This window comes from Pseudoalteromonas holothuriae (genome assembly GCF_945859825.1).
Lineage (GTDB): Bacteria > Pseudomonadota > Gammaproteobacteria > Enterobacterales > Alteromonadaceae > Pseudoalteromonas > Pseudoalteromonas holothuriae.
Genome location: NZ_CAMAPC010000011.1, coordinates 1 through 22,364, shown reverse-complemented (window position 1 = coordinate 22,364; position 22,364 = coordinate 1). Strand labels below are relative to the sequence as shown.

8 protein-coding genes and 1 pseudogene are annotated in these 22,364 nt (G+C 40.7%); 5 read left to right on the top strand and 4 right to left on the bottom strand.

The genetic code is table 11. The annotated features are described in order from the left end of the window. Window positions 1-180 precede the first annotated feature (180 nt). On the top strand, window positions 181-594 hold the full coding sequence (locus OCI93_RS13700) for a helix-turn-helix domain-containing protein (RefSeq protein ID WP_315942821.1): 414 nt from the start codon (window positions 181-183) through the stop codon (window positions 592-594). Between the two features lie 30 nt (window positions 595-624). On the opposite strand, the gene OCI93_RS13695 is transcribed toward OCI93_RS13700, so the two are convergent. Both OCI93_RS13695 and OCI93_RS13690 read right to left on the bottom strand, forming a co-directional pair. Further along, window positions 625-1,197: a hypothetical protein gene (locus OCI93_RS13695; protein ID WP_261626622.1), complete on the bottom strand. Its 573-nt coding sequence runs from the start codon at window positions 1,195-1,197 to the stop codon at window positions 625-627. Then, a complete protein-coding gene (locus OCI93_RS13690) occupies window positions 1,190-18,175 on the bottom strand; it encodes a putative Ig domain-containing protein (RefSeq protein WP_261626621.1) in 16,986 nt (5,661 codons plus the stop codon). The genes OCI93_RS13695 and OCI93_RS13690 overlap by 8 nt, the downstream gene beginning before the upstream one ends. A 633-nt stretch (window positions 18,176-18,808) precedes the next feature. On the opposite strand from OCI93_RS13690, the gene OCI93_RS13685 reads away from it, so the two are divergent. The 3 genes from OCI93_RS13685 (at window position 18,809) to OCI93_RS13675 (ending at window position 20,030) form a co-directional block, all read left to right on the top strand. Further along, complete coding sequence (locus tag OCI93_RS13685) at window positions 18,809-19,234, top strand: hypothetical protein (protein ID WP_261626620.1); 426 nt, start codon at window positions 18,809-18,811, stop codon at window positions 19,232-19,234. A 236-nt stretch (window positions 19,235-19,470) separates the two neighbouring features. Further along, window positions 19,471-19,755: a type II toxin-antitoxin system RelB/DinJ family antitoxin gene (locus OCI93_RS13680; RefSeq protein ID WP_261591405.1), complete on the top strand. Its 285-nt coding sequence runs from the start codon at window positions 19,471-19,473 to the stop codon at window positions 19,753-19,755. After that, the gene (locus OCI93_RS13675; RefSeq protein ID WP_261591404.1) at window positions 19,752-20,030 is read left to right on the top strand and encodes a type II toxin-antitoxin system RelE/ParE family toxin; all 279 of its coding nucleotides are present in this window, start codon (window positions 19,752-19,754) and stop codon (window positions 20,028-20,030) included. Before OCI93_RS13680 ends, OCI93_RS13675 begins: the two co-directional genes overlap by 4 nt. 359 nt (window positions 20,031-20,389) lie before the next feature. Here OCI93_RS13675 and OCI93_RS13670 read toward each other — a convergent pair whose 3' ends face one another. After that, window positions 20,390-21,364, bottom strand: coding sequence for a transposase (locus OCI93_RS13670; protein ID WP_261626619.1), 975 nt, complete (start codon window positions 21,362-21,364; stop codon window positions 20,390-20,392). Window positions 21,365-21,687: 323 nt separating this feature from the next. Then, window positions 21,688-22,041: a 2OG-Fe(II) oxygenase gene (locus OCI93_RS13665; RefSeq protein WP_261626618.1), complete on the bottom strand. Its 354-nt coding sequence runs from the start codon at window positions 22,039-22,041 to the stop codon at window positions 21,688-21,690. Window positions 22,042-22,148: 107 nt separating this feature from the next. Between OCI93_RS13665 and OCI93_RS13660 the strand changes: the two are divergent. Next, window positions 22,149-22,364: pseudogene (locus OCI93_RS13660) on the top strand (IS110 family transposase); the annotation flags it as partial.

Here is a 22,364-nt window from a genome sequence, read left to right as displayed (position 1 = left end):
ATTAGGGGCACTGCTAAATGCAGTTAAGCCCGAATATATGTCAGAGCAGCGTTTTACATTGCACAACTGGTTGATTCAAAGCTAAAAGTTAAGCAGGTAAATAATATAAGAAAGGCACGAGGCGACTAAAAAGTCACCTCGATTGGTTAGTACTGTTCGACAAAGGCTAAGCGTCCATATATGTCTTGTTTATTTTACATTATCATGGCAACGATTCATAATTGGACGCGCCATATGTCAACCATTGACAAGCAGTTTTATCTGGAGCTGGGACAACGTATTGCCAGTTATCGTAAGGCTGTTGATATGACCCAGACACAGTTAGCCGAGGTTTTGGGGATCTCCCAAAAGACGATGGCTCACTATAAAGTGGGGAGATTAAGGATTTCAGTGGAGATGCTAACGAACCTAGCTAAAACGCTGGGTGTGAGCGTTGAACAGCTACTAGAAGATGATGTGCCAACTAAGGCAACTAAGCGAGGGCCAACCTCGTTATTAGAACGGCAGATTGAGCAGATCAGCCAGCTACCCCGCACCAAACAGAAATTTGTGAGCGAGATGCTGGATACGGTGATACAACAAGCAAGCGGCTAAGAGTAATTAGCCGCTTTACATTTATATGTTTTACTTTGTTTTCTGCCTTTTAATCAAAGCGGTTAATACCAGTAAAACAGGACTTAAACTGAAACCAACCAGAGTAAAAATAATGAGAGCAACAAGATAAAAGCCCCTTTCATAAATAACTAACGAACCAATAAAAAGAGCTAGTGCAAAGCCTCCCATCACAGCTAGTGATTTTATTAGATCTTTAGTCTCCATTCTGACGGCTAAACCTTTTGCTATTTTTACAAATGGCTTGTAATCAAGATTTAATCTCTCTGACTTTCTCTCTGTTCTAATGTAGGCAAAGAGAATAACCATGTACGAAAGTAAAACTGGCAATGATATAAATAATTCAATCTCTCTACTTGCACCATTTTTTAAAGAGTAAAACGCCCCTATAGCTGCTAAGACCAACGACGGAAGCAAACTAACCAGAACACACTTTTTAAAGAATTTTACATGTTCACAACGTACTAAAAGGCAACTACTACTCATTGGGTTTAAGAAGCTAAACCAAATTTCTCGATCACGTACACTAACGCCCTTTCGAACTTCATCTACAGAGTCTTGTACTGCAAACGCAAAATTACTCATTAAACCACCCAATAATATCTCTTGTCGTTTCGGTTACAGTGTTGTTTATCGTCGTACCTAAGCCACTGAACGTATATGTTAAAGTGCCCGCAATACCACCTACTGCACTTCCAATTAAAGCTCCCGGTGCAGCACCAACTCCACCAAAGAAGGCTCCTATACCAGCACCGATAGGTGCTCCAGCCGCCGCTCCAGCTTTGAACGAAGCTAAACCACCTCCAAGTTCAACCGCCGTACCTAAAGCTCTAGAACCAACATTTCTAGATGCAATATCTAAACTTACATCATTTTCCACAGCGTAATACACCTCTGATCCCAGTTGAGATGCCGCATATACTCCGGGGGCATATTTCGAAACAGCATTTAAGCCAGAATAAACAGGCGTTCCATTTAGTTTGGCCAGTACTTCAAAAGATTTTGCGCTAGTAATAGGAGCATATGTATTCGCAGTCATACTCAATGGTGTTGATACATTTTTTAAGTAATCAATACGTAGCGAGTTAACAGGAATTCCTTTGCTAGAATTAAGCATGTTAATTATTTTACCACGGGCTGCAAATTCATTAGCTATATGGCTTGATTGTGCGATCGCACTAGTCCAATCAGCAACTGAAGATACATTGCTTAACAGCTTACTTTCTTTAGGGAAAATGTACCCTTCTCTCCAAGGGCCAAATCCTGAAGGCTGAGATATGGTATTCAAAAGCCCTGCACCAGCCCCTTTTGCTCCTTGTAAAAATTCAGGTGCCCACGGCCCCGGAGTCACGCCCGGAATACCAACCATTGCAGGTCTATCAAACACACCATTTGCACCACCAAGCTTGTACTTGGCCATATCTAAGTGTTGGATAGAGTTCATTTGAACATCATGGTGTCTTTGTGTCTGACCGATGATTTGGTTAGTTGTCATACCAAGCATCTTGCCTGCACCCGGTGAAGTGCCTAGGAAATCTGACATAGACTCAATCAGGTTATAACCAGATTGAACCGTAGTGGCATTGTCAGTAAAGAACTCTGCCGTTTCTCCTTTGCTGTTCGTCAGTGTTGTACCTGTCCCTGTATACTCATCAGTATAGTTAGCTCTACCACCCGAAATAGTTCCACCATTTTCAGAGGCTATTTGCTGAGCTACTTGCTGTACTGCTTCCTGTGGTGTTGCACCATTTTCTACAGCTTCAGCAATCGTGTCTTTTGCTTTGTTGGTATTTGCTTGGGTTTGCTTGCTCTGCATTCCGGCAACTATAGAGTTACCAATCGCATTGCCAAAGGCATCCGTTGCAACGTTACCAAAATTCCAGCTATTGCTGTTGCCGAACAATTTATCAGCGCCATAACGCACTGCCGAGTTTAAGATGCCATTAACAGGATTAAGAGACCCTTGTCCAGCTTGTCCTGCATTGACACCTATTCCAGATACTAACGCTGATGCAGCAACATTACCCCATCTAAAGCTAGCATCATTGCCAACCAACTTATTCGCAGCAACCGAACTAATTGATGCTGTTGCTCCCATCACTGCCCGGCCGTATACATTTAAACTAGCTTTAGCGCCTTTTGTGGCAATTTCTGTAAACGTACCTGCCGACTTAGCGCCAACTCCCATAGCACTGCCTACGCCAGCGGTGACCGCTGCGGTGCCTGCTGAAGTAAGTGCGTTTCGCAACGAGAAGCTATCAACTACACCCATTGCTTTTCCAGTAAGCTGACTTGCCACACTGCCTGCAAACCCCCCAATGGCAGCCGCGGCAACTCCGGCGGCGCCTAAACTGCCACCGAGGGCTGCTGTTCCTGCTGCCATTATGCCCATAGAACTGGATGCAGCACCCATAGCAACAGCCGCAGCTCCTGCCGTTGCTATGGTCGCCACCACAGCAACCGCTATCATTACAATAGATGCTACGGCATTGCATCCTGCTTCTGGTGGCGGTGGCACATAAGGCATTGACGGGTCTGTGTTACCAATGACTTCACCCAAATTAATCGGTTTAAAGTTATCGTGTGTATTAAAAGCATTTGCTCTTGCTGGAATATCGAGTATCACGCCCTGAGATAAATCAGACCCCGCTCCTAGGCCATTTATATCGGCTATAATGTACCAAAGGTTTTCATTACCGTAGTAAAGCTTCGCTATCCCTTTTAAGGTATCTCCCGATTGAACTTGATGGCGAGCCATAACCGTTGTGTTTTTGCTATCAGGTGCACTGAAATGCTGCTCTTTAATAGAGTTTGTTCCAGTTTTGTTTATTTCTCCCAAATAATGACCGCTACTATATAAATAGTAACTACCCGTTTCTCGGCCCAAGTAACTGGTGTCTTCTTTAAAGCCGACATTTTTTGCAACGGTAGTCTGCCAATCTATTCTCTGTCCAGTGTAAGGGTTGTAATAAGATCGGTCGGTATTCAGGTCTGCCGTGGTTAAGAGTCTAGATTGTTTACCAGTTACTTTAGAGATGATTTTCCCTTCAGCGTCATAACGCATGTATCTTGAGTTTACCTCTTTATCACCCTTAAAACCTTCATCGGTGATATGTTCTTCGATACGTGTGCGGTTACCATTTACATCATAATTTGAACGAGTCTGTGCATCTTGTAAGTTTTGACTGTCTTTATGCGAACTATCCCCGCGACCAGTTGTAACCTTCTCTAAATATGTATCTCTGGCCTCATACTCCTTTGTAAAGCGATGAATAAGTTGGCTTACACCTGACGGTAAATTACTCTTTTGATAATAAGCATAGGACTTCACCATGCCTGCACCATCATAAACATAGCTTTGCGTTGTAGATTGTTCTTTTAGACTTGATTCGGTCCAAGGTTCTGAGACATAAATAACACTAGATCCAGAAAAGCCAAACTCAGGAACGTGTTGCTTAAGTGTATTTGTTATATCTAATTTTAATGCTTTTTCTTGTGTCCATGTGACCTCTCCCGCGGCATTATAACGCGTTTGGGTATGATGCTTAATCGCTCCACCATAATTTATTTTCGTATTAAAGCCGGGATCACCACCGAGGCCTTTTGTATAAATTGATACCGTTGAATTTGCTCCAAAGTACTCACGTTTATCCGTCACACGGCCCATTGCGTCATACTCAAACTTACTGCTAGCTCTCCAGTTATTATGGTTTGGTGTATTCGCAAGCGTTGCACGAGCACCATATAAATCAATATCACTTTTGTTTAAAAAGCTATCCACAAATGCAACTTGGCCCCAGCTGTTGTAAACAAATTGCTGTGCACTTTTATTGTTAGCCGTTATCAATAAGGTTTGCTGTCCAACCTTGTTATAATCTATATATTGACCTTGATCATGGGTGGTAATTGTACCGTTTATTAACAAACCACCGTCATGAACAACTCGGTTATTACCGTCGTAAGTAAACCAATATTCATCTTCGCTAGAATCCGATGAGCTAGTGCCACTTGATGTATTTGATGACGCGATACCGGCTTGGTGCAATTGTGGGGCTTGCGGCGATACTTCGGCTTTCGCTAATATCGGTGTGGCTTCTGTTAGCTTTTCATTTTGCGGTGCAAAAGATAATGAGCGAGCAGCCATCATAGGTTCATTAACCATGAATGGCTCACGTTCTCTTGGATTAAAGCCGCCACCGGGTTCAACTTCAATATACAACTTTGTTGACGCTGTGAGTCCCTTAGGATCGCGTGCCGTAATAGTCACGGTAAACTGACCAGGTCGATTTATAGAGCCGGAAATTTTTGACCCACTCAATCTTACCCCTGAAGGTAAACCACTCGCTGAATAGGTTAACGTATCACCATCGGGGTCGGTAAATGCATTGCTAGGTATATTGTAACTAAAATATCGATCTTCAAACGTAAAACTATGTAAATTTCTATTCGCAACAGGGCGTCGGTTACTCGCTGTTGCACTTGTTACACTCACACTTTTAGTTACCCAACTACTCCACGCGCCATCATCATCTTTTACGCGTACTTTTACCCACTGACCACCTATTGTAAGGCCTTTAACCGTGACTCGATTGCCACTTCCGCTTAAACTTAATCCAGATGACTTTTGCCACTCATACTGCCTAATTGAACCATCCGTATCCTTGCCCGTCGCAGTTACAGTAGTACTGCTGCCTTTTTTAACACTACCAGAAGCACTGACTGTCACTGTAGGCGCTTTATTAGGAATAACGTTTGCTATTGTCAACGAAAACTCTCTGGACGCAGACAGCTTAGTCGACTTTTGTTCCGTCGCAGTAACCGTAACTTTATAGGTACCACTAGTAGAATAGCTAGGCGTTCCACTTAGTACCCCTGTTGTACTAAAGTTTAACCCTGCAGGCTTAGATACTAATTGATATGTCCATGTGCCACCGTTTGAAATATCATCAATTGATGGGGCAACATCAAAGCGTTCAAACCTATCTCTTGGATCAATGGGGCCTGGTCTAAATACACGCTTGTAAAACTTAGCGGTATAAGTGAGCGTATCCCCATCGGGGTCTTTAAATTTACTGGTTACATTATGAGAAAAATAGCTACCTTCAGATGCTGATTTATTGTCAATACTGCCTGTTGGTGCTCGATTTGGAGTTTGTGTATCTCTAACAAGAACGGTATATTTTCTTGTACCATATGTAAAATTACGTTTTAGCTCAGGGTCAAACTCACTCACTGTTAATGTGAATGTATAAGCACTACTGCGTCCTGCAGTAGCGCCAGGGTTAAGCGTTAAGAATTTTTTATCACTTGAAACTGTAGCCCAAGAAGGGGCACCAGATAACTGCTTACGGATCAAACTATGGGTTCCGCCAAATGACGAAATATTAATCCGGTGAGTTTGGCCTTCATTGAGGGTGATGTAATTAACGTTTTCAACACTCAAAGTAAATACCGACTGTACCTTTATACTGCTATTACTTTTATCACTGGCCGTAACCGTAATTCGGTGATTACCCCCCGTGCCGTCTTTTAATGCACCAGCGCTACTAATTACGCCTGTACTTGAATTGATAGATACACTACTTGGCAATCCTGCTGCACTGTAAGTTAGCTTTCGACTACTCACATCTGTAACAAAGTAACCAGACACGTTGTAAGATAAACTTTGTCCTTCAACCGTACTCTTGTTCGGTATATTCGCTGCAGTAATGGGGGGCTTAACGTTTTGGATGGCTACTGTTATCTGCGCCGTGGCCCGATTCGGATTTGAACGGTTCGTTTCTGTTGCAGTTACATCTACGCGATACGTTCCTGACGCAGAGTTGCCTATTTTACCTTGTAAGTATCCAGAGCGATTGAATGTCACACCTTGTGGTGGATTCACCACCACCCAACGACGTACTAGATCAGGCTCAGACCTACCTTTAGAAATATCGACTAGCTTTTGCTGATAGAAAGTAGCCGTATAACTAAGCGCATCATTATCTGGGTTAGTAAAGAAGCGCTTCAAGTTGCCATTGCTGCTTGAAAGCGACTGGCCTTCTTTAAAACTCAATGAACCATTTTTCGCCGTCAAAGGTTGGTTTGCCACTTTGGTATCTGGCACTAAAATATGATATTCAAACTCACCAGCCTTAAATTCTTTTCTCAGCTCAGGCTCATAAATAAACTTCGCATACCTCACTATATAGACACCACTGCGACCATCAGTTGCACTTGGAGTAATAATCAATGTGTTAGCGTTGTTTATTTGTGTAAAGCTCGGGCCACTAATTTTTCTGATACGGAGCTGATTTCCTGGGCTACTAGTGCCTAAACTAATCTCTTTTCTTTGCTCTTCTGCAACAGTAACAACCGACATGTTTGCAACACGTAAGTTAAAACTCTGCTCACGACGAATATTGCTGTTACTTTTATCTGAAACTTGAACGCGGACATTATATGTATTTGCAGTGCTATAGCTTAATTTTCCACTGATCAACCCAGTTGAGCTATTGTAACTCAAACCAGATGGCAAGCCTGTCACCGTATATTGCAATTTGCGGGCGGTTGAGTCAGCAACAAAATATTCGCTTAAACCAATAGCAACTTGCATGCCTTCTTTAACAGACTTAGTCGGTATTGGCTTAATTTCTATTGGCGCATCAACGTTAGCAATATTTAATTGTATTTCACCTGCATATGTACGAACAGGTGATTTAGTTTTGTCTGTTGCAACAACATCAATACGATAGATACCTGCAGATTCGTATGAAGGAGTACCGGTTAAACGCCCATTGCGGCTAAATGATATGCCCTCAGGTTTGGTTATTTCAGTCCATTTGCTTGGGTTTGTGGGGTCTTGTTTCAGAAATGTAGCGCTAAACTCTAGGTTTGGTATCTGTAACGCTTGAAAGAACAGCGCTATATCACCCGTTTGTTCGGTGAGCTTAGTATTTTCTGCAACACTTAATGAGCCATAAAATTTGTATGATGGGTCAACAGATAAATCACCAACGATACCATTTTCTACCTTCATACTACGCCTGTTACCCACAGCGTCATAACGATAGGTAACCCTAGATAATACTTTACCTTCTTGCCATGCAGGCTCTCCAGAAGTACGCGTATTATTGTATTCTTGGGTCTGAGTTAGCGCAATTCTACCGTGGCTGTCATATTGCGTCGTTGTTTCATGGCGGATCACTCGTTGTAAATCATCCCAAGATTGACGAAGTTCAAGTGTTCTACGCCCAGACTTATCATATTCAAAATAAACGTAAGCATCTGTTGCTTCGTCACTAATACTCTTAAGCCAGCCATTTTCATAGTAGGTATATCGCAAGTCTTGTCCGTAATCATTTTGTTTACGAATCAAGCGCCCAATATCTATTTTTGTGGTATCACCACCTACATTTGTAAGTGTATTAATACTGTTATTTTCACCCCAACCTTTACCATAAGTGTATGTAAACCCTTTACCACCAAGATCATTACCCGATTGAAGGTTTCCGTAATCATCATAATAGCGAGTATTTTTGTGCTTATTTGGCGTTGAGTTACTGTGCAGGTTTGAATAGGTTTCATGACGCTGAGTGCCATCACTGTTGTACACATATCGCTTTTCACGAGCCATTTCATCTCGTGAATAAACTACGTTACCGTAAACGTCAAACTTATAAGACTTTACACCCCCTACGGCATCATATTCATGAGTTCTGTTACCCAACTCATCATATTCATAGACGTTATTAGCACGATATTGCCCTGCTTTATTATTTATTACACCAAACTGGCCAGTTTCTTTAACTCGGTCTACCTTATCGTAGCTTGTAGTTGTCGTCTTATTTTCAGCATCTTTTGTGAGTACTTTTCGGCCAAAAATATCATACTTGTATAGTGTTTGATTATTCTCGCCATCTTGGGATTGGATTTGGTTCCCACGAGCATCAAATTTAAAGGTTTGGCTATTATCGTTGCCATCAATTTTTTGTACTAAATTACCTTTACTATCATAGCGGTAAAGATTAATTGGAGTGGTACTGGTTGTTTGTCCACTCTCATCAGTAACTGCAGTTAAAGGTAATACCTCTTTAATGACTTTATTATCATGATTGTATTGAGCTTGCGTTACAAACCCTCTCGCATCTTTGAGCTCAATTATGTTACCCCAGCGATCATACTGCTGTTCTAATTGCGGCTTATGAGTAACGCCTTTTTGAGTAAACTTAGGCTGTTTAATTAATATTGCGTTACCTGAACCATCGCGGGTAATTTCAGTTAGGCCATTTAATGCATGAACTGTGCTCGTTAAACGCCCTGCTTTATCATAGCCATGGGTTTTAAGTACACCATCGCCTTTTGTCGTTTTCCAAAGCTGACCATTTTGGTTATAAACATAAACACCCTCTTCGTCTTTTTTCACCTCGCCAAACGCATTGTAATAGGTTTGCCATGAGTTTATAGATATATCACCAGCCCCTGCATTTTGACCTATCGTTTTACGCTTAGTTTGACCATTTCTATCGTAGTAGTACTTAGTAAAGCGCACTTTTTCATCATCACTACCACTGTGAGGAGCCCGCCACTGAGAAAATGCTGTTAACGTCTTGCTGCCATTTTTGCTATCAAATGAACGCGTTTGAATTTTTGCATTGTCTGACGATAGATAGTTTGCACGTAATGTGATCGTTGCGGTCGAATGCCCCACTCCTTCATCATAAGGATTAAAGTCAAATATTCTGCCACTAAGTTTACCTGTGCTCTCGTTAAATGACACTCCATGAGGCAAACCTCTTTGTTCATTAGTTGAGCCTCTATATTTGCCGTAAGAATCAAAATGATAAAGCTTATAGGTGAATGAATACGACTCGTTTTCATGATTCCATTCGTTATAGCTTTGACGTGTTTGTTCTAACTGCCCAAGCGCATTATAATTATGGGTAGTTTTGTTACCTAAAGCATCATATTCAGCAATGAGCTGTCCACGTGTATTGTATTCATGGCGCGTCAATTTATCATGTGAGCTACTTGGCGGTGCAGTTATATTAGCTGTAGAAGTATTTAGTGTGCCTCTATTTGCATGCTCTTTTAATCTAACGAGATTGCCAAACACATCATAGCCCATTGACGTAATGTGCCTACCTGTTCTAGTGCTTATTGCGCCAGAGAGTGGCTTAGATAAATCCAGTGTAGTCGTTGCAACCGCAGCGCTTGCAGTGTGGATTAGGCGACCAACTGCATCATATTCCCAAGCTTGAATATCAGAAGTTTGTGCGCTTAAGTTGGTTATATCTGCTGTATTTTCAGAACGAACCTGAGACTGTACTGTATTTCCAAGCTTATCGTATTTAAACGCCGAGATTTTATGACTGCGCGCTTGCAAGTTCATACCAGAAGTAAATTCATCAATATGCACATTAGATTGCACCTGATAAATTACTCGGCCCATTGAGTCGTAGTGATATTCAATTGTTCGATTACGGCCATACGTGTCATTACCATCTGTACCAACAGGCATGGTATGCTCGTTAAAAGCTCCCGTCGCTGCAATTGCGTATTCCGTACGCGCCTGTACTTGACCAAAAGCATTATAACTCAGCTTGGTTAAGTACTTAGCCGAGTCAACAGTTGCAACTTTTTGACCCAACTCATTGTAATATTGATAACTTATTAATGCCTTGTGCCCTGACGTATTAAAGCTTCCAGATACTAACTGTTCTTTCTTTATCTCTTGCCCAAATGCATTATAGGTAAAACGTGTACTTTGCTCACCGATATTAACTTGAACTTTACGCCCTGACGCATCATAGGTGGTTTCAATACGACGGTCTTTACTTGCTGAGACATTAAGATTTGGCACATTACCTGTTTTTATATTGCCATTGTTATCCACAATGTCTGATAACTCTAACGAACGATTGGGCCTCCATGTAAGTTCATCAGCATATTTAATCAATGTAACTTCTTGACCTAAGGCATTGTAACGTCGCTCAGTGATATTGCCTTCACCATTAATTTCAAATCGAACATTACCTGCATTATCGTAAACTTTAAGTGCAGTGATCCCACCTTTGGTTGAGCTTACGGCTCGACCAAGCGCATCATATTGCGTGGTGGATTCGGTTGCAGGCGCATTTTTAGTTGCATTTTGGCGCATTGAAATTTGGCGACCCGCATTATCATATGAGAAATAAGTCGTTGCTTTTTGTACACCGCTTATCCAGCGATTATTTTTTTGTCCGCCTTCCGTTATCGATGTAACATTGCCCAAACCATCGTACAAAAAATGTTTGGTCACATTTACATTTTCTAAATCACTTAGGTTCCCACTACTCCAGTTATATATGGTTTGCGACGGCCCTCTTTCATATGCCAAACGACCACCATTGTCATAGTCATATAGCCACGTCACACCATTTTGATTGGTGTAGCTCGATTTAAGTCCATTATCATTATAACTATAAGATTCAGTTGTCCCGTCACTGTGACGTTGCCATGTAACGCGTCCCAGTGCATCATATTCAGTGCTTGAGATACGAGCACCTGTAATCACACTCTCACTGTAATGAGTGGCGAGTTCACTGTACTTTAATTTATTTTGAGCAAATTCGGCTTGCAGTGTTGATTCATCATTAATTGAAGCTTGATACTTGATGGTACTTATTACATTGTTTACTTCATTGTAGCGATGCTCTGTGACATACCCTTGTGCGTCAATATTAAAACGCAAACGCCCTGCATTATCGTAGTACAGATTTGTAACTCTATCATTAGCAGATATTACTCGTTTACCTGCTGCAGTTGCTTCATCAATAACTTGGCTATAACTCACTGTATTTACGTATGCTAACGTCTTAATGAGTTGACCCGCAGCATCATAAATACTTTCTTTAATGCTCGCTTTATCATCCTCAATCAAGGTTAACGTAAAGCGTGCCTGACCATTAGAGCCATAAATAGTTTTAACTTTACTATCAGCTGAGGTTGGGCCTGTTTTAACTAACTCTGCAGCACTTAAAATTCCAGTGGTGAGCTTTTGACGCTGGTTTTGTGCCAGCGGCGACACTCTTTGCCCCCATTTCAGCAACTCTTGTACACGTCCTTGACTATCGTAACGCCATTGAGTTACGCCACCTTGCGCATCAATGTGTAAAGCCTTTTGACCATTTTCATCATAAGCTGTGTGTTGTGTCACATACTCCCCATCATGGGAGGTAATACGCGCTATTATCGTACTTTTCTGACTAGTTAAAAAGTCAGCCAAAGAACGCTCGCTAGAGCTCGTTTGATTATTAATTAGTTTAAGGCTGTTGACTGCTTGAGCTTGGCCGATTAACTGCCCATTTGTATTATACGAGTAATGTTTAACACTGCCGTATATGCTCACTTTATTGGTGACGTTGGCAGTCGAAGATGTGACTGAGTTGATATCACCCGATGCGACTGCTACCACATCAGGTGGCGTTGGGCGAATTGGTCCGATGTTAATAGGGGGTTCTTGTTCAATACCTTGTTGCACGGTAGCCTGAGCATGTGTACTGACAAATTCGTGAGTAACTTGATTCGCTTCATTGTACACATAATAGGTTACTTTTTGATTTTGTATGCCAGTTGAGTCATTGTGGCTGTTGATAATACTCGAGCCTAGGTATTGAGCTTTAGTGATTAAATTATCATTTGCATCATATTCATAGTTCGTTTTACTACTACCTGTTTGCTCTTGGCGTAAACGACCGAGCTCATCATATACATATTGCGTTGTAACAGCTTTAGCACCGCTTCCCTTAATTGCCTTAAGTGTGTTACCCGCTGAATCATACTGATATGCCATTTGGCTTTGTATTTTGTTTCCTTGTCGCGCTATCACTGACAACACACGCCCAGCACTATCGAGTTCTGTTGTGGTAGTTTGTATCGTACCTGAGGTAATGTTGCTACCTGTTGCCACCGTATTCAATTGTTCGGTTTTGATTACTTGCCCACCGTGTCGTGTATAGCTAAACTCAGTGCGTAGTTGTAATCCATCTGGGTCAACAATTGTAGCTTTTACTCGACCTGTCGCATCATATTGCGTTTCAACTTGTTGACCATTCGCATCAACAACCTGCCTTACACGATTTTCTTTATCATATTCTTTTAGAGATTGTGTTTGCCCATTTACAATCGACTCAGTCAAGTTACCACTATGATCATACTTATATTGTGTTTCGCTAACAGTTTCACCGCTGCGGTTAAAATAAGTCAATGATGCGGTTTTACCCAGTGCATTGCGTGTAGTAAGAACAAAGCTGTTGTTGGGTTGGAACACTTTGACACTGTTAGCGTTATCATCGTATTCATAGCGCGTAACCTGACCTAACCCATTCTTGACAGATAGCATGCGGCCAAGCATATCGTAACGAGTTACTATTTCTCTTTGTGTGCCATCGACCACTTGGGAGGCACTAATAACTCGTCCAATACCATCTTGGCTAGTATCTAGTTCATATGTGGTATGTTTAACGTGATTATTTGAATCTGTAGTTTTTATAACCCGTCCAAACGCGTCATAATCCTTCACAATCGTTTGTGTAATACCATCAGCTACTTTGGTGGTGCTCTCTAACAAACCTCTCGCATCGTAACCAAAGTTTGTGTGTATGGTTTTAAGTCCACTTGTACCTTTAAGCTTATCAATGGAACTTAAATGTGTTGTTTGTGACTCTCTAACAAGCTGCGAAAATGCATTGTAGGTGAATGTTTTTTCGTAGTCTTGTGCATCTGTATGGCGCTCTAGCATACCTCGTTGGTCAAAACTTAACTGCTCTTCATAAGCGCCACCATTGACTACTAATGCCTGTATATAGGCGCTTGCAGTTTGTCCTCCGATTACTTTATTAGTATGTAATCCGCCAACTAAACCTGCTTGCGATATTTGTGACTCACTCAGTTGAGTGTGATACCGTTTTACAAGAGTGCGTTCATTAAAACTATTATAGCGATACTCTGTAACCTGACCCATAGCATCAATTTGAAAACGTTCGTTACCTTTTGCATCATAGTAATAAAGAGTTTTAGCGCCCTCTTTGTTTGTGTGAGACTGAATATTACCCAGCACATCATATTGGGTGTGGTCACCCTTTGAAGCAAATAAAGCATCAAAACTGTCAATGGAATGAGCACCCACTTCAAGCCCTCTATTTGCTAATTGAGTCTGAGTTAAATCACTCAAAGACACCTGCCCAATTCGACCCGACCCTCGGACCAGCATCGCATTAACATTTTTAATGTTATTGTCTGGCTCAACAGATTGCAAATCAGCTAATAAGTCTCGCGTTACGGTATGCCAACTGCCCGTTGATGTACTCAAAGGCAAGGCTATATGGGCATATTCACCTCCAAGTGAGGAACCGTGAGAGCCTGGTTTATATGTAATATAACGATGACCTTTATTGGTATCTACGCTGATATAAACCGTAAAACTTTCTGAATACTTCATATCCCAGCTAATGGTTTTTTCTAGCGCATCCCAAGGGGTTTTATTCAGGTTTTGTAATCGATACCCATTACTACTGCCTGCCCCTTTTAATTCAATCACTTCACCGTTATATTGTTGATCGTATACGGCTGTCATTGTTGCACCACTTGGCGTTGGATCGTATATATCCCAATGCTCGGTGTTTACGGGAGTATTTAAGTTTTGGCCGAGTAATTGATTACCATCTAACGAAGAAATTTGGCGTCCTAGTAAATCATACTGATAGCGGGTACTACTTACTTCATTGACAGAATGTATTTTTAGATTATCAATATATACTTCATTGCCATTGGCATTCGGTCTTGGGTTATTGTAAAAACGCAATCGAGCTGCATTGCTCCAATCTTGTGAAGAAACCTTAACGGATGCAGATTCGTGTGGCTTTCCCTTAGGGTGAACGGTTAGCGTGGTAAAGTCATCATTGGTTGTCCAGTTAATAACATACGTGGTGTTCGTAGTCAGTGACATTAACTTTTCTCTGCCACTGGCTAGACCATTTCTGACCACATCTGAATATATTGCATTCCCGTCAAAATACACTGCATGACGGTCTAACGTTTTGCTAGACCAAGACCCCGAGTTATCTAAGCCACCATAAAAATACATTCCACTGAGATTATCACTTGTTGTAACCTCAATTGTTGACGACACATTATCCTTCAATTGAAAAGACTGCTTAGAAATTAAACTAGGCCATTCACTTTTCTCGGAATTTAAACGCTGAAAGCGAACTTGATTATCGACTACCTCTATTGAAGTAGATGAACCATTAGAAATAGTAAATGCATTAGCAACACCATTATTAAAGTCATCACTTGAATATATCAACTGTGCATTAGCCGCTTGTATCGAATCAAAAGTTTGTTGATGAACTAAGTTTTGCATTTCATCATAACGATACTTGGTTAACGAACCATCGGCATGGGTTTTAGTTTCTACCTGCCCCGTCGCTGTATAGCGCCAATGTGTGGTTGTTTTTTCACTACCGGGCAATACAAGTGGCGCTCCAACGGTATGATTTAATACTTGTTGGTGATATCTTGATTGGCTTGTTTTCAAGCCATCGGCATTATAGTTAAAGGTTGTTAATGCACCATCAGCAGCTAGGTTTGCTTTTACGCGACTTTGACCATCATAAAAAGTATGAGTCACTAAATCTTTGTTTGACTCACTAATATTGCCTGGTGTGCCTTTGTGAAAATAACGGCGTGTGGCAATTTCATTACCCGCTTGGTCATAATAGTAGCGTGTTACATAACCTTCACCGTCAGTTTTGTACTCCAGCTGTCCAGCTGTGTTATATGCTAATTTTGTACTTTGTGCTGCTGCTGATGTAAGTTCGTCATTAAGGCCAGATAACCTTACTTCGGCGATTTTACCTGAGCCGCGCACAAGAAAAGCATTAATATTAGTAATAGTTACATTAGGTTCAACGGCTGCCAAATCAGCTTGAAGATCACGAGTAATACTTTGCCATTGCCCGTTTGTAGTTGTAGTTGATAAATAATGCGAAGCATATTGACCACTTAAGTGCGGGGCTTTATCACCCGCGTAGTATGTAATATACCGATGGCCCGCGGTTGTATTTACGCTAATGAATACCGTATATGCCTCAGCGTACTTCATGTCCCAAGAAATGGTGCGATTATCTGATTGCCAGTTTGTGGTGGTTTTATCTCTTAAGCGATAGCCATTAGACTTAGCACTGCCTTTTAGTACCATAACCTGACCGCCATACTGCTCATCAAATTCAGCGCTCATTGTTGCCCCTGCAGGGGTAGAGTCATAAACTTGCCAATCCGTACTCACAACTGGACTATTAAATGTATGAAAAACTTTGCTACCAAGAGGCGCTTTGTACTGCTTTTGTTCAGCTAATTTACCATTCTCATTATAAACATATTGAGTGACGAAACCTTCCCCGTCAATTTCAAACTCTTTTTGGCCTGTCGAGGTGTATAATGTACGGGTGATACGGTTTTCAGTATTATCTTTGCGCGTAGCTATATCAGACTTAAGCTGTGCGAATGTTTTAGTTAATTTTTCACTGCTGTTTATCCAATTTGAGGTACTAACTTGTTGTGCATAACCAATCGTAGCGCTCAAGCGACCTGCAGAATCGTATTCATATTCAGTAATTGAACCTGTACTACTGACCGTCGCAGCTCTTTGGCCTGCTGTATCATAGAAAACATAACTTCTTGCACCTTGCTCATCCTGTTTAGCAACCAGCCTACCTTGAGCATCTCTATAAAACCGTGTTTGACCTAATTGGGTATCATCAATTGACACGCCTTTAGCTGAAGAGGTAAGCGCTCCTGTCTTATCGAAGATATTTGTTTCCCAAAGACCATTGGCATAGTGTGTGGCTATTTTTTGGTTTGCATCATCATAAGTAAAGGTCGTCTGTGCTTTATTTGCGTCTGTTTTTACTAAAACTCGGCCTAACCCATCATAGCTATAGGTGGTTGTATAGTCACCTTTAGTTGCTGTTTTCTCACCGCGTGCCGTTGTTTCTTGAAGCAACAGTCCTTGCGCGTCATATACATACCGTGTTGAACTAACCTCACTAACTATGCCTTCATCAGTCGTGGTGTATCTTGTTACTAAATTTAATTGACCTCTAAAATCATAGCTGTAGGTACTTTTTTGCTGCTCGCTGCGCTCTACATTTGCAACAAACTGCTCCAAAGCAGCCAAAGACATATCACTGCTAGTATAATGTGCTGTTGTGTAAACATGTTGACGACTGCGCTGGCCTAAATTGTTATAACCGTACTCAACAACCGCATTTTGTGCGTTTACAATAAAACGTAATCGCTGTTTAGCATCATATATATAGTGAGTGGTTTCATCACCCACTTGCTCTTCAATCAATTGATTAGCATTGTTATATTTGCGATTAACAGAAATACCATTAGCATTAGTTTGTTTGGTAATATTTCCATTATTATCGTATTCATAGTCAGTTATATGGCCCATTCCATCAGTAACTGAATTTAAACGACCCAAATTATCATAGCTGTAGTTTTGTTGTATTACTTGATTACCACCAACACGTTTGGTGCTTACTAAGCGTTTTTTCTGATCAAAGAAATAGTCAATATGGTTGTTGGCAATACTTACTCGCGTATGAGATTCACTTAAGTATTTATATTCTGTAAGGTTGCCTTCACCATCTTTTAGAGTTTTAACTCGGTAGTCATTACCATACTTTTCGTAGGTTACTGTTAAAGAAGTGCCATCAGATTGTCTAATTGCTTCTACACGATTACTTGTACCAAAGTAGGTATATTTTGTTTCATATACCTTGCCATCTGAAACGCTATTGTCGTCCGGTGTAAGATCGACCTTGACCGAAGATAAACGACTATTAGTATCGTATATGTAATAAATATGGGTATTTGGCTTGCTTTCACCTTGTGCAAAGCTCAACTGTTCTAACAACCCTTGAGCGTTATAAACTAAATTGGCTTTTTCCGTCCCATTGGAAGTTGTAGTAACAATACTTGTCGCACGTGACCCAGAGTACTGAATGCTTGTTTTATGGCCATTATTATCTATTAATGAGGTTAAACGCCCTGCACTATTATAATGCTCTGATACTGTTGCACCATCAGGTTTTACAATGGCGCTACCATTGGCATTGAATGTGAGCGTATCATCGGCTCCGGCACCTTGACGACTAACATATAATCCACGACTAGTATCAAAAGTAAAAAGTTGCTCATATCCATCAGCGGTAGTTCGAGTTACAACACTGCCTGCTTTGTTTTTTTGACCTTCTAATTCAATTTGTTTTAAAAAGCCCAAACGCCATTGATCATTATTATCACCATCAAAGTGCCCCAGACTATTATAAGTACGAATAACACCTAATCCCAAACCCAGACCTTTTAACTGTTCATCTTGGTTTTGTAAAACCAAGTTCCCTGTTGCTGCATTTACAAAAATATTTTCAGATGCTTGACCAAGCGCTGCCCCTGAACTACTTCCTTTACTGCCTAATTGAGATAGTGAACTGTTAAATAGACCTAGTCCTTCACCTGAGATTACTGCACTCATGCTGTTTTACCTTTGTTATTTTTATGTCTCTATATAACCTCTTCCTCTAATTGTCAGAAATCTTTAATAATTTTTTAAATTTTTAAAAAAATTGAATCGACCAGCTTCTCTAGGCACTTTATTTCTTCACTACATTTTTTGTGTTTGCCGTAGGCTGGGTGCTAATTACAAAATCTTAAGCACAACTGTGCCTACTTTGTCAGCATGATTGCGTTCAAGTTCTTTGGGTTATAGTGTAGTTTAAGCGAGCAGCTTTTCGCATTGACTGATGCTGGTTCGTCGTTTTACTTCTAAATGTACGTAGTAACCATCAAGCTTATTGGGCCGCCCTAAGCTGGCACAGAATTTTGAACGCCCTCTATGCTTACACTCACAGGGATTCGCATTTGAATCTAACGAATATCTAAATTAATTTGCTTAGGCAGGTTTAAGGAAAGGCTTAGCCATAATACTAAGCCTTATAATTAGGGACTTATTTTAGTTGTTAGGAATTAGTTATTAATTTCGATTTGCCCGACTGCAATGGAACCACTTTTCCAGGTAGAACGGCATTTTAGTGTCAATACGGCGTCACTTTCAAAGTTATTATCAAGCGTGGTTGTATAAGATACAAATTGCTTTGCACTATTTGAATTGTCTGAAATATCAGCCCAATCAAAGCCTTTACCAGTACTAAATTTAAACCATTTATCTTTTCCGCCATCACTAATTTTACGTACACGAGAAATTGAACAACCAGCATTTGTGCCTGTGAAAACTGAGCAACAACAAGCTGTACTTGTTCTACATCGCATGCGTGAGCGCGTTTTATCTGCTCGAACTGCTTGCATCAACCAAACACGAAGCCTGTTACTTGAATTTGGCATTGATATCTCTAAGTCTTACTGCAAGTTTAAACAAGAGTTACAAGAACTGCTTACTCATTCATTACAACCTGCTATGCTGTTGATGATTTCTGAAGTCTACAATGAACTCACTGGCTTTGAGCGAAAAACCCATTTACTCGATAGTTTATTTAAACAAGAAAACTCCCGTAGTGAAGCCGCTCAAATCATATAAGAAAGGCACAAGGCGACTAAAAAGTCACCTCGATTGGTTAGTATTGTTTTACAAAGGCTAAGCGTCCATATATGTCATGTTTATTTTGTAGTCGCATATTAAAATGGTTTAGCTATATCTGTATCTGTGAACAAAGCAAAACAGGCAAGCGTAAGGAGCAACTCTTAATGCTTGTTAGTTGCCCTTGCCTAACACTAGTGCTAACATTTGTATGTACATCAATTTAGGAGTGACTCATGGACACTAGAATTCAATTTCGTGTTGATGACGAAATTAAACGCTTAGCTCAGCAAATGGCTGAAAGCCAAGGACGCACACTTAGTGATGCTTGTCGTGAGCTTACTGAGCAAATGGCTGAGCAACAACGAAAAACATTATTTCACGATACTTGGTTAACTGAACAAGTAAACCTAGCATTTGAAAAGTTTGATTCAGGAAAGGCTTCATTTGTTGATCATGGCTCAGCAAAAGCACAAATGGCTGAACGAAAAGCTAAGATTCGTAGCAGACATCAGCAATGATTCTATGGGAAGAAGAATCGCTCAATGATCGTGAGAAGATCTTTGAGTTTCTTTATGATTTCAACCCTGACGCGGCAGACAGAACTGACGAAATCATCGAAGCTAAAGTAGAAAATTTACTTGAGCAACCACTGATAGGTGTTCAACGTGATGGTATTCAAGGACGATTACTAATTATCCCCGAAATTTCAATGATCGTTTCCTACTGGGTTGACAGTTCAATTATTCGTGTAATGCGAGTTTTACACCAGAAGCAGAAATTCCCTACCGACTGATTATTATTGCATCTGAACCTTCGTCATATGAAAAATCAGAGTAGCCAAATTAGTATTCAGAGCGACTAATTTACCTAAAGTAATAAGAGAACTCATTTGACTTATCATGGAGCAAGGCTGACCATCAACAATGAACCAATAAACTAAACCAATAAACTAACCAATAAACTAGACAGCCATTATTAAATAATCAGACAATGGACATTCAAAGCCAGCTCCTTTGATATTGTTTTATGCCAAAAGCACTTTTTCACTGCTATTTTTAGTTTTATCCGAGGATTTGAATGGTAATTACAAAAAATTAATCGCGGTTTTGCCTACTTTATCAGCATGATTGGTGTTTTCGGTTATAGAGTAATTTAAGCGAATAACTTTTCACATTGGCTGATGCTGGTTCGCCGTTTTACTTCTAAATGTGTGTAGTAGCCATCAAGCTTATTGGGTCGCCCTACCGCCCCTTTGAACACTTTGGTAAATTGTGTGGTGAGTTTTAACCAGTTTTCAGGTGCTATGTTTAGTCGCTCTAAGAGTGGAAGTGTGCGCTGCTCTATATGCCCGCGTTTATCTTTTCTCATACAGCGGCCTGTGAGTTCAACTAGCTCTAAATAAGACTTTAACTCGAAGGGTAGTCCTTTGGGCATGTGTTTTCTGGGACTGCCTGCAAAGCGGGCAAGTTGATTGGGTTGTTTAGCGTCTTTGGCTGATTTAATTCGCTTTTGAACGCTGGTGTGCTCAGAGTCTTCTGGTGTTTTTGCCATCTTCGCTCTGATGGGGTTTAAATCAACATACGCCATACAGGCTGCCAGTGCGGCTTCATCTAGAAGTGCTTGCGATTTAAAACGCCCCTCCCAAAACCGACCTGTGCAGTTATCTTCTTTATTGGCTTTTCTGGCGACATCTTCATTGAGTACGCGCATAAACCAGCTAATATCCGCCAGTCGTTTTCGATAATCGGCAATGGTTCGATTTAAAAAGAATTGTTGTGCCTTATCTAGCTTATCGCCTTGTAGATATTTTTGTGTAAGCAGCGTGCCTTTGAATAATTTGTGCCAGCGAATAAGTATGGCTTTATCATTCAACCGCTTGGCTTTTTTATCATCTACATACAACACAATATGCGTATGATTGCTCATCACCGCATAAGCACACACATCAATACAAAATACTTTGGCTAGCGCTAGCAGCTTATCTTCTACCCATTGCCTGCGGTGCTCAAAACTTTTGCCTGTTACCGTATCATCACCACACAAAAAAGCACGGCGAACACACCGTGATATACAGTGATAGTATTTTGTATCAACCAAACTTACCTGTCTTTTGCGTGCCGTTGCCATGTTAGCTGCCTACCTTTTGACCAGATAAATAAAAGATAGACAGTGAATGAAAAACCAGCAAATAAAAGTGGGTGTCAAGTTTATCATTATCATCATGAATGTCTAGTGCCCCTGCGAGCCCATAAGGAAATGGAAAAAAGTAGGCAGCGATGAGATCGCAATAAAAGAGCCTCTATATGTGTTTGCCGTAAGCAACTTGCTTAACAGCCACATCGACAGACGAAATAAACGAATTTGTTTATTGATTTAGAGTTGGCCGTCACTGTATAAAAACGGCCAAAAAGAACATTAGTGCCTATTGACAGAGTTAAGGCTCATATGTGTTAGGTGTTTTTTACCCAGCCTATGCTAAGTAAATACCTATTGCCTTTTACAATTTTTGAAACTTGATGTTCGCTTACATCTGGACGAAATAGCTTAATCCGTTTTGTTTCGTAAATTGGATTAGAACAAATAAACTCACCGCCTTCATCTGCATTTTTTATTACGATATTTAACCTATAATGTTTACCTGATACAACTTTATCAGTATGCGGAGCTATTGCACTCCCTTCAGGGAACTTGAGCAGATAAGTATCAAACTTTATAGGCCATACAGCTCCACAAAGTAGCATTTTATCGTAACCTGATTTTTGCCTCCCTAGTTCCCAGCGGAATAATTTACTCAGAAAAGACATACGGACTCTCGAAACACCTAACGAATGATATGGACTCCCCACTCAGCACATTTTTACCAATGTGCCATAGTGAAGGTGATTATAAGCTTCAAATATGAGGAGTCCATATGTCTGTAATTAAAGCTGTTGGCATCGATTTAGCCAAGTTAGTGTTTAGTATTCACGCTATTGATGAGCATGACAAGTGCAAATTTCGCAAAATTGTTAAACGAAACAACCTATTAGCTGAAATAGCTAAATTACCACCGTGTATTATTGGCATGGAAGCCTGCTCTGGCGCGCATTACTGGGCGAGAGAGTTTACCAAGCTCGGTCACGATGTT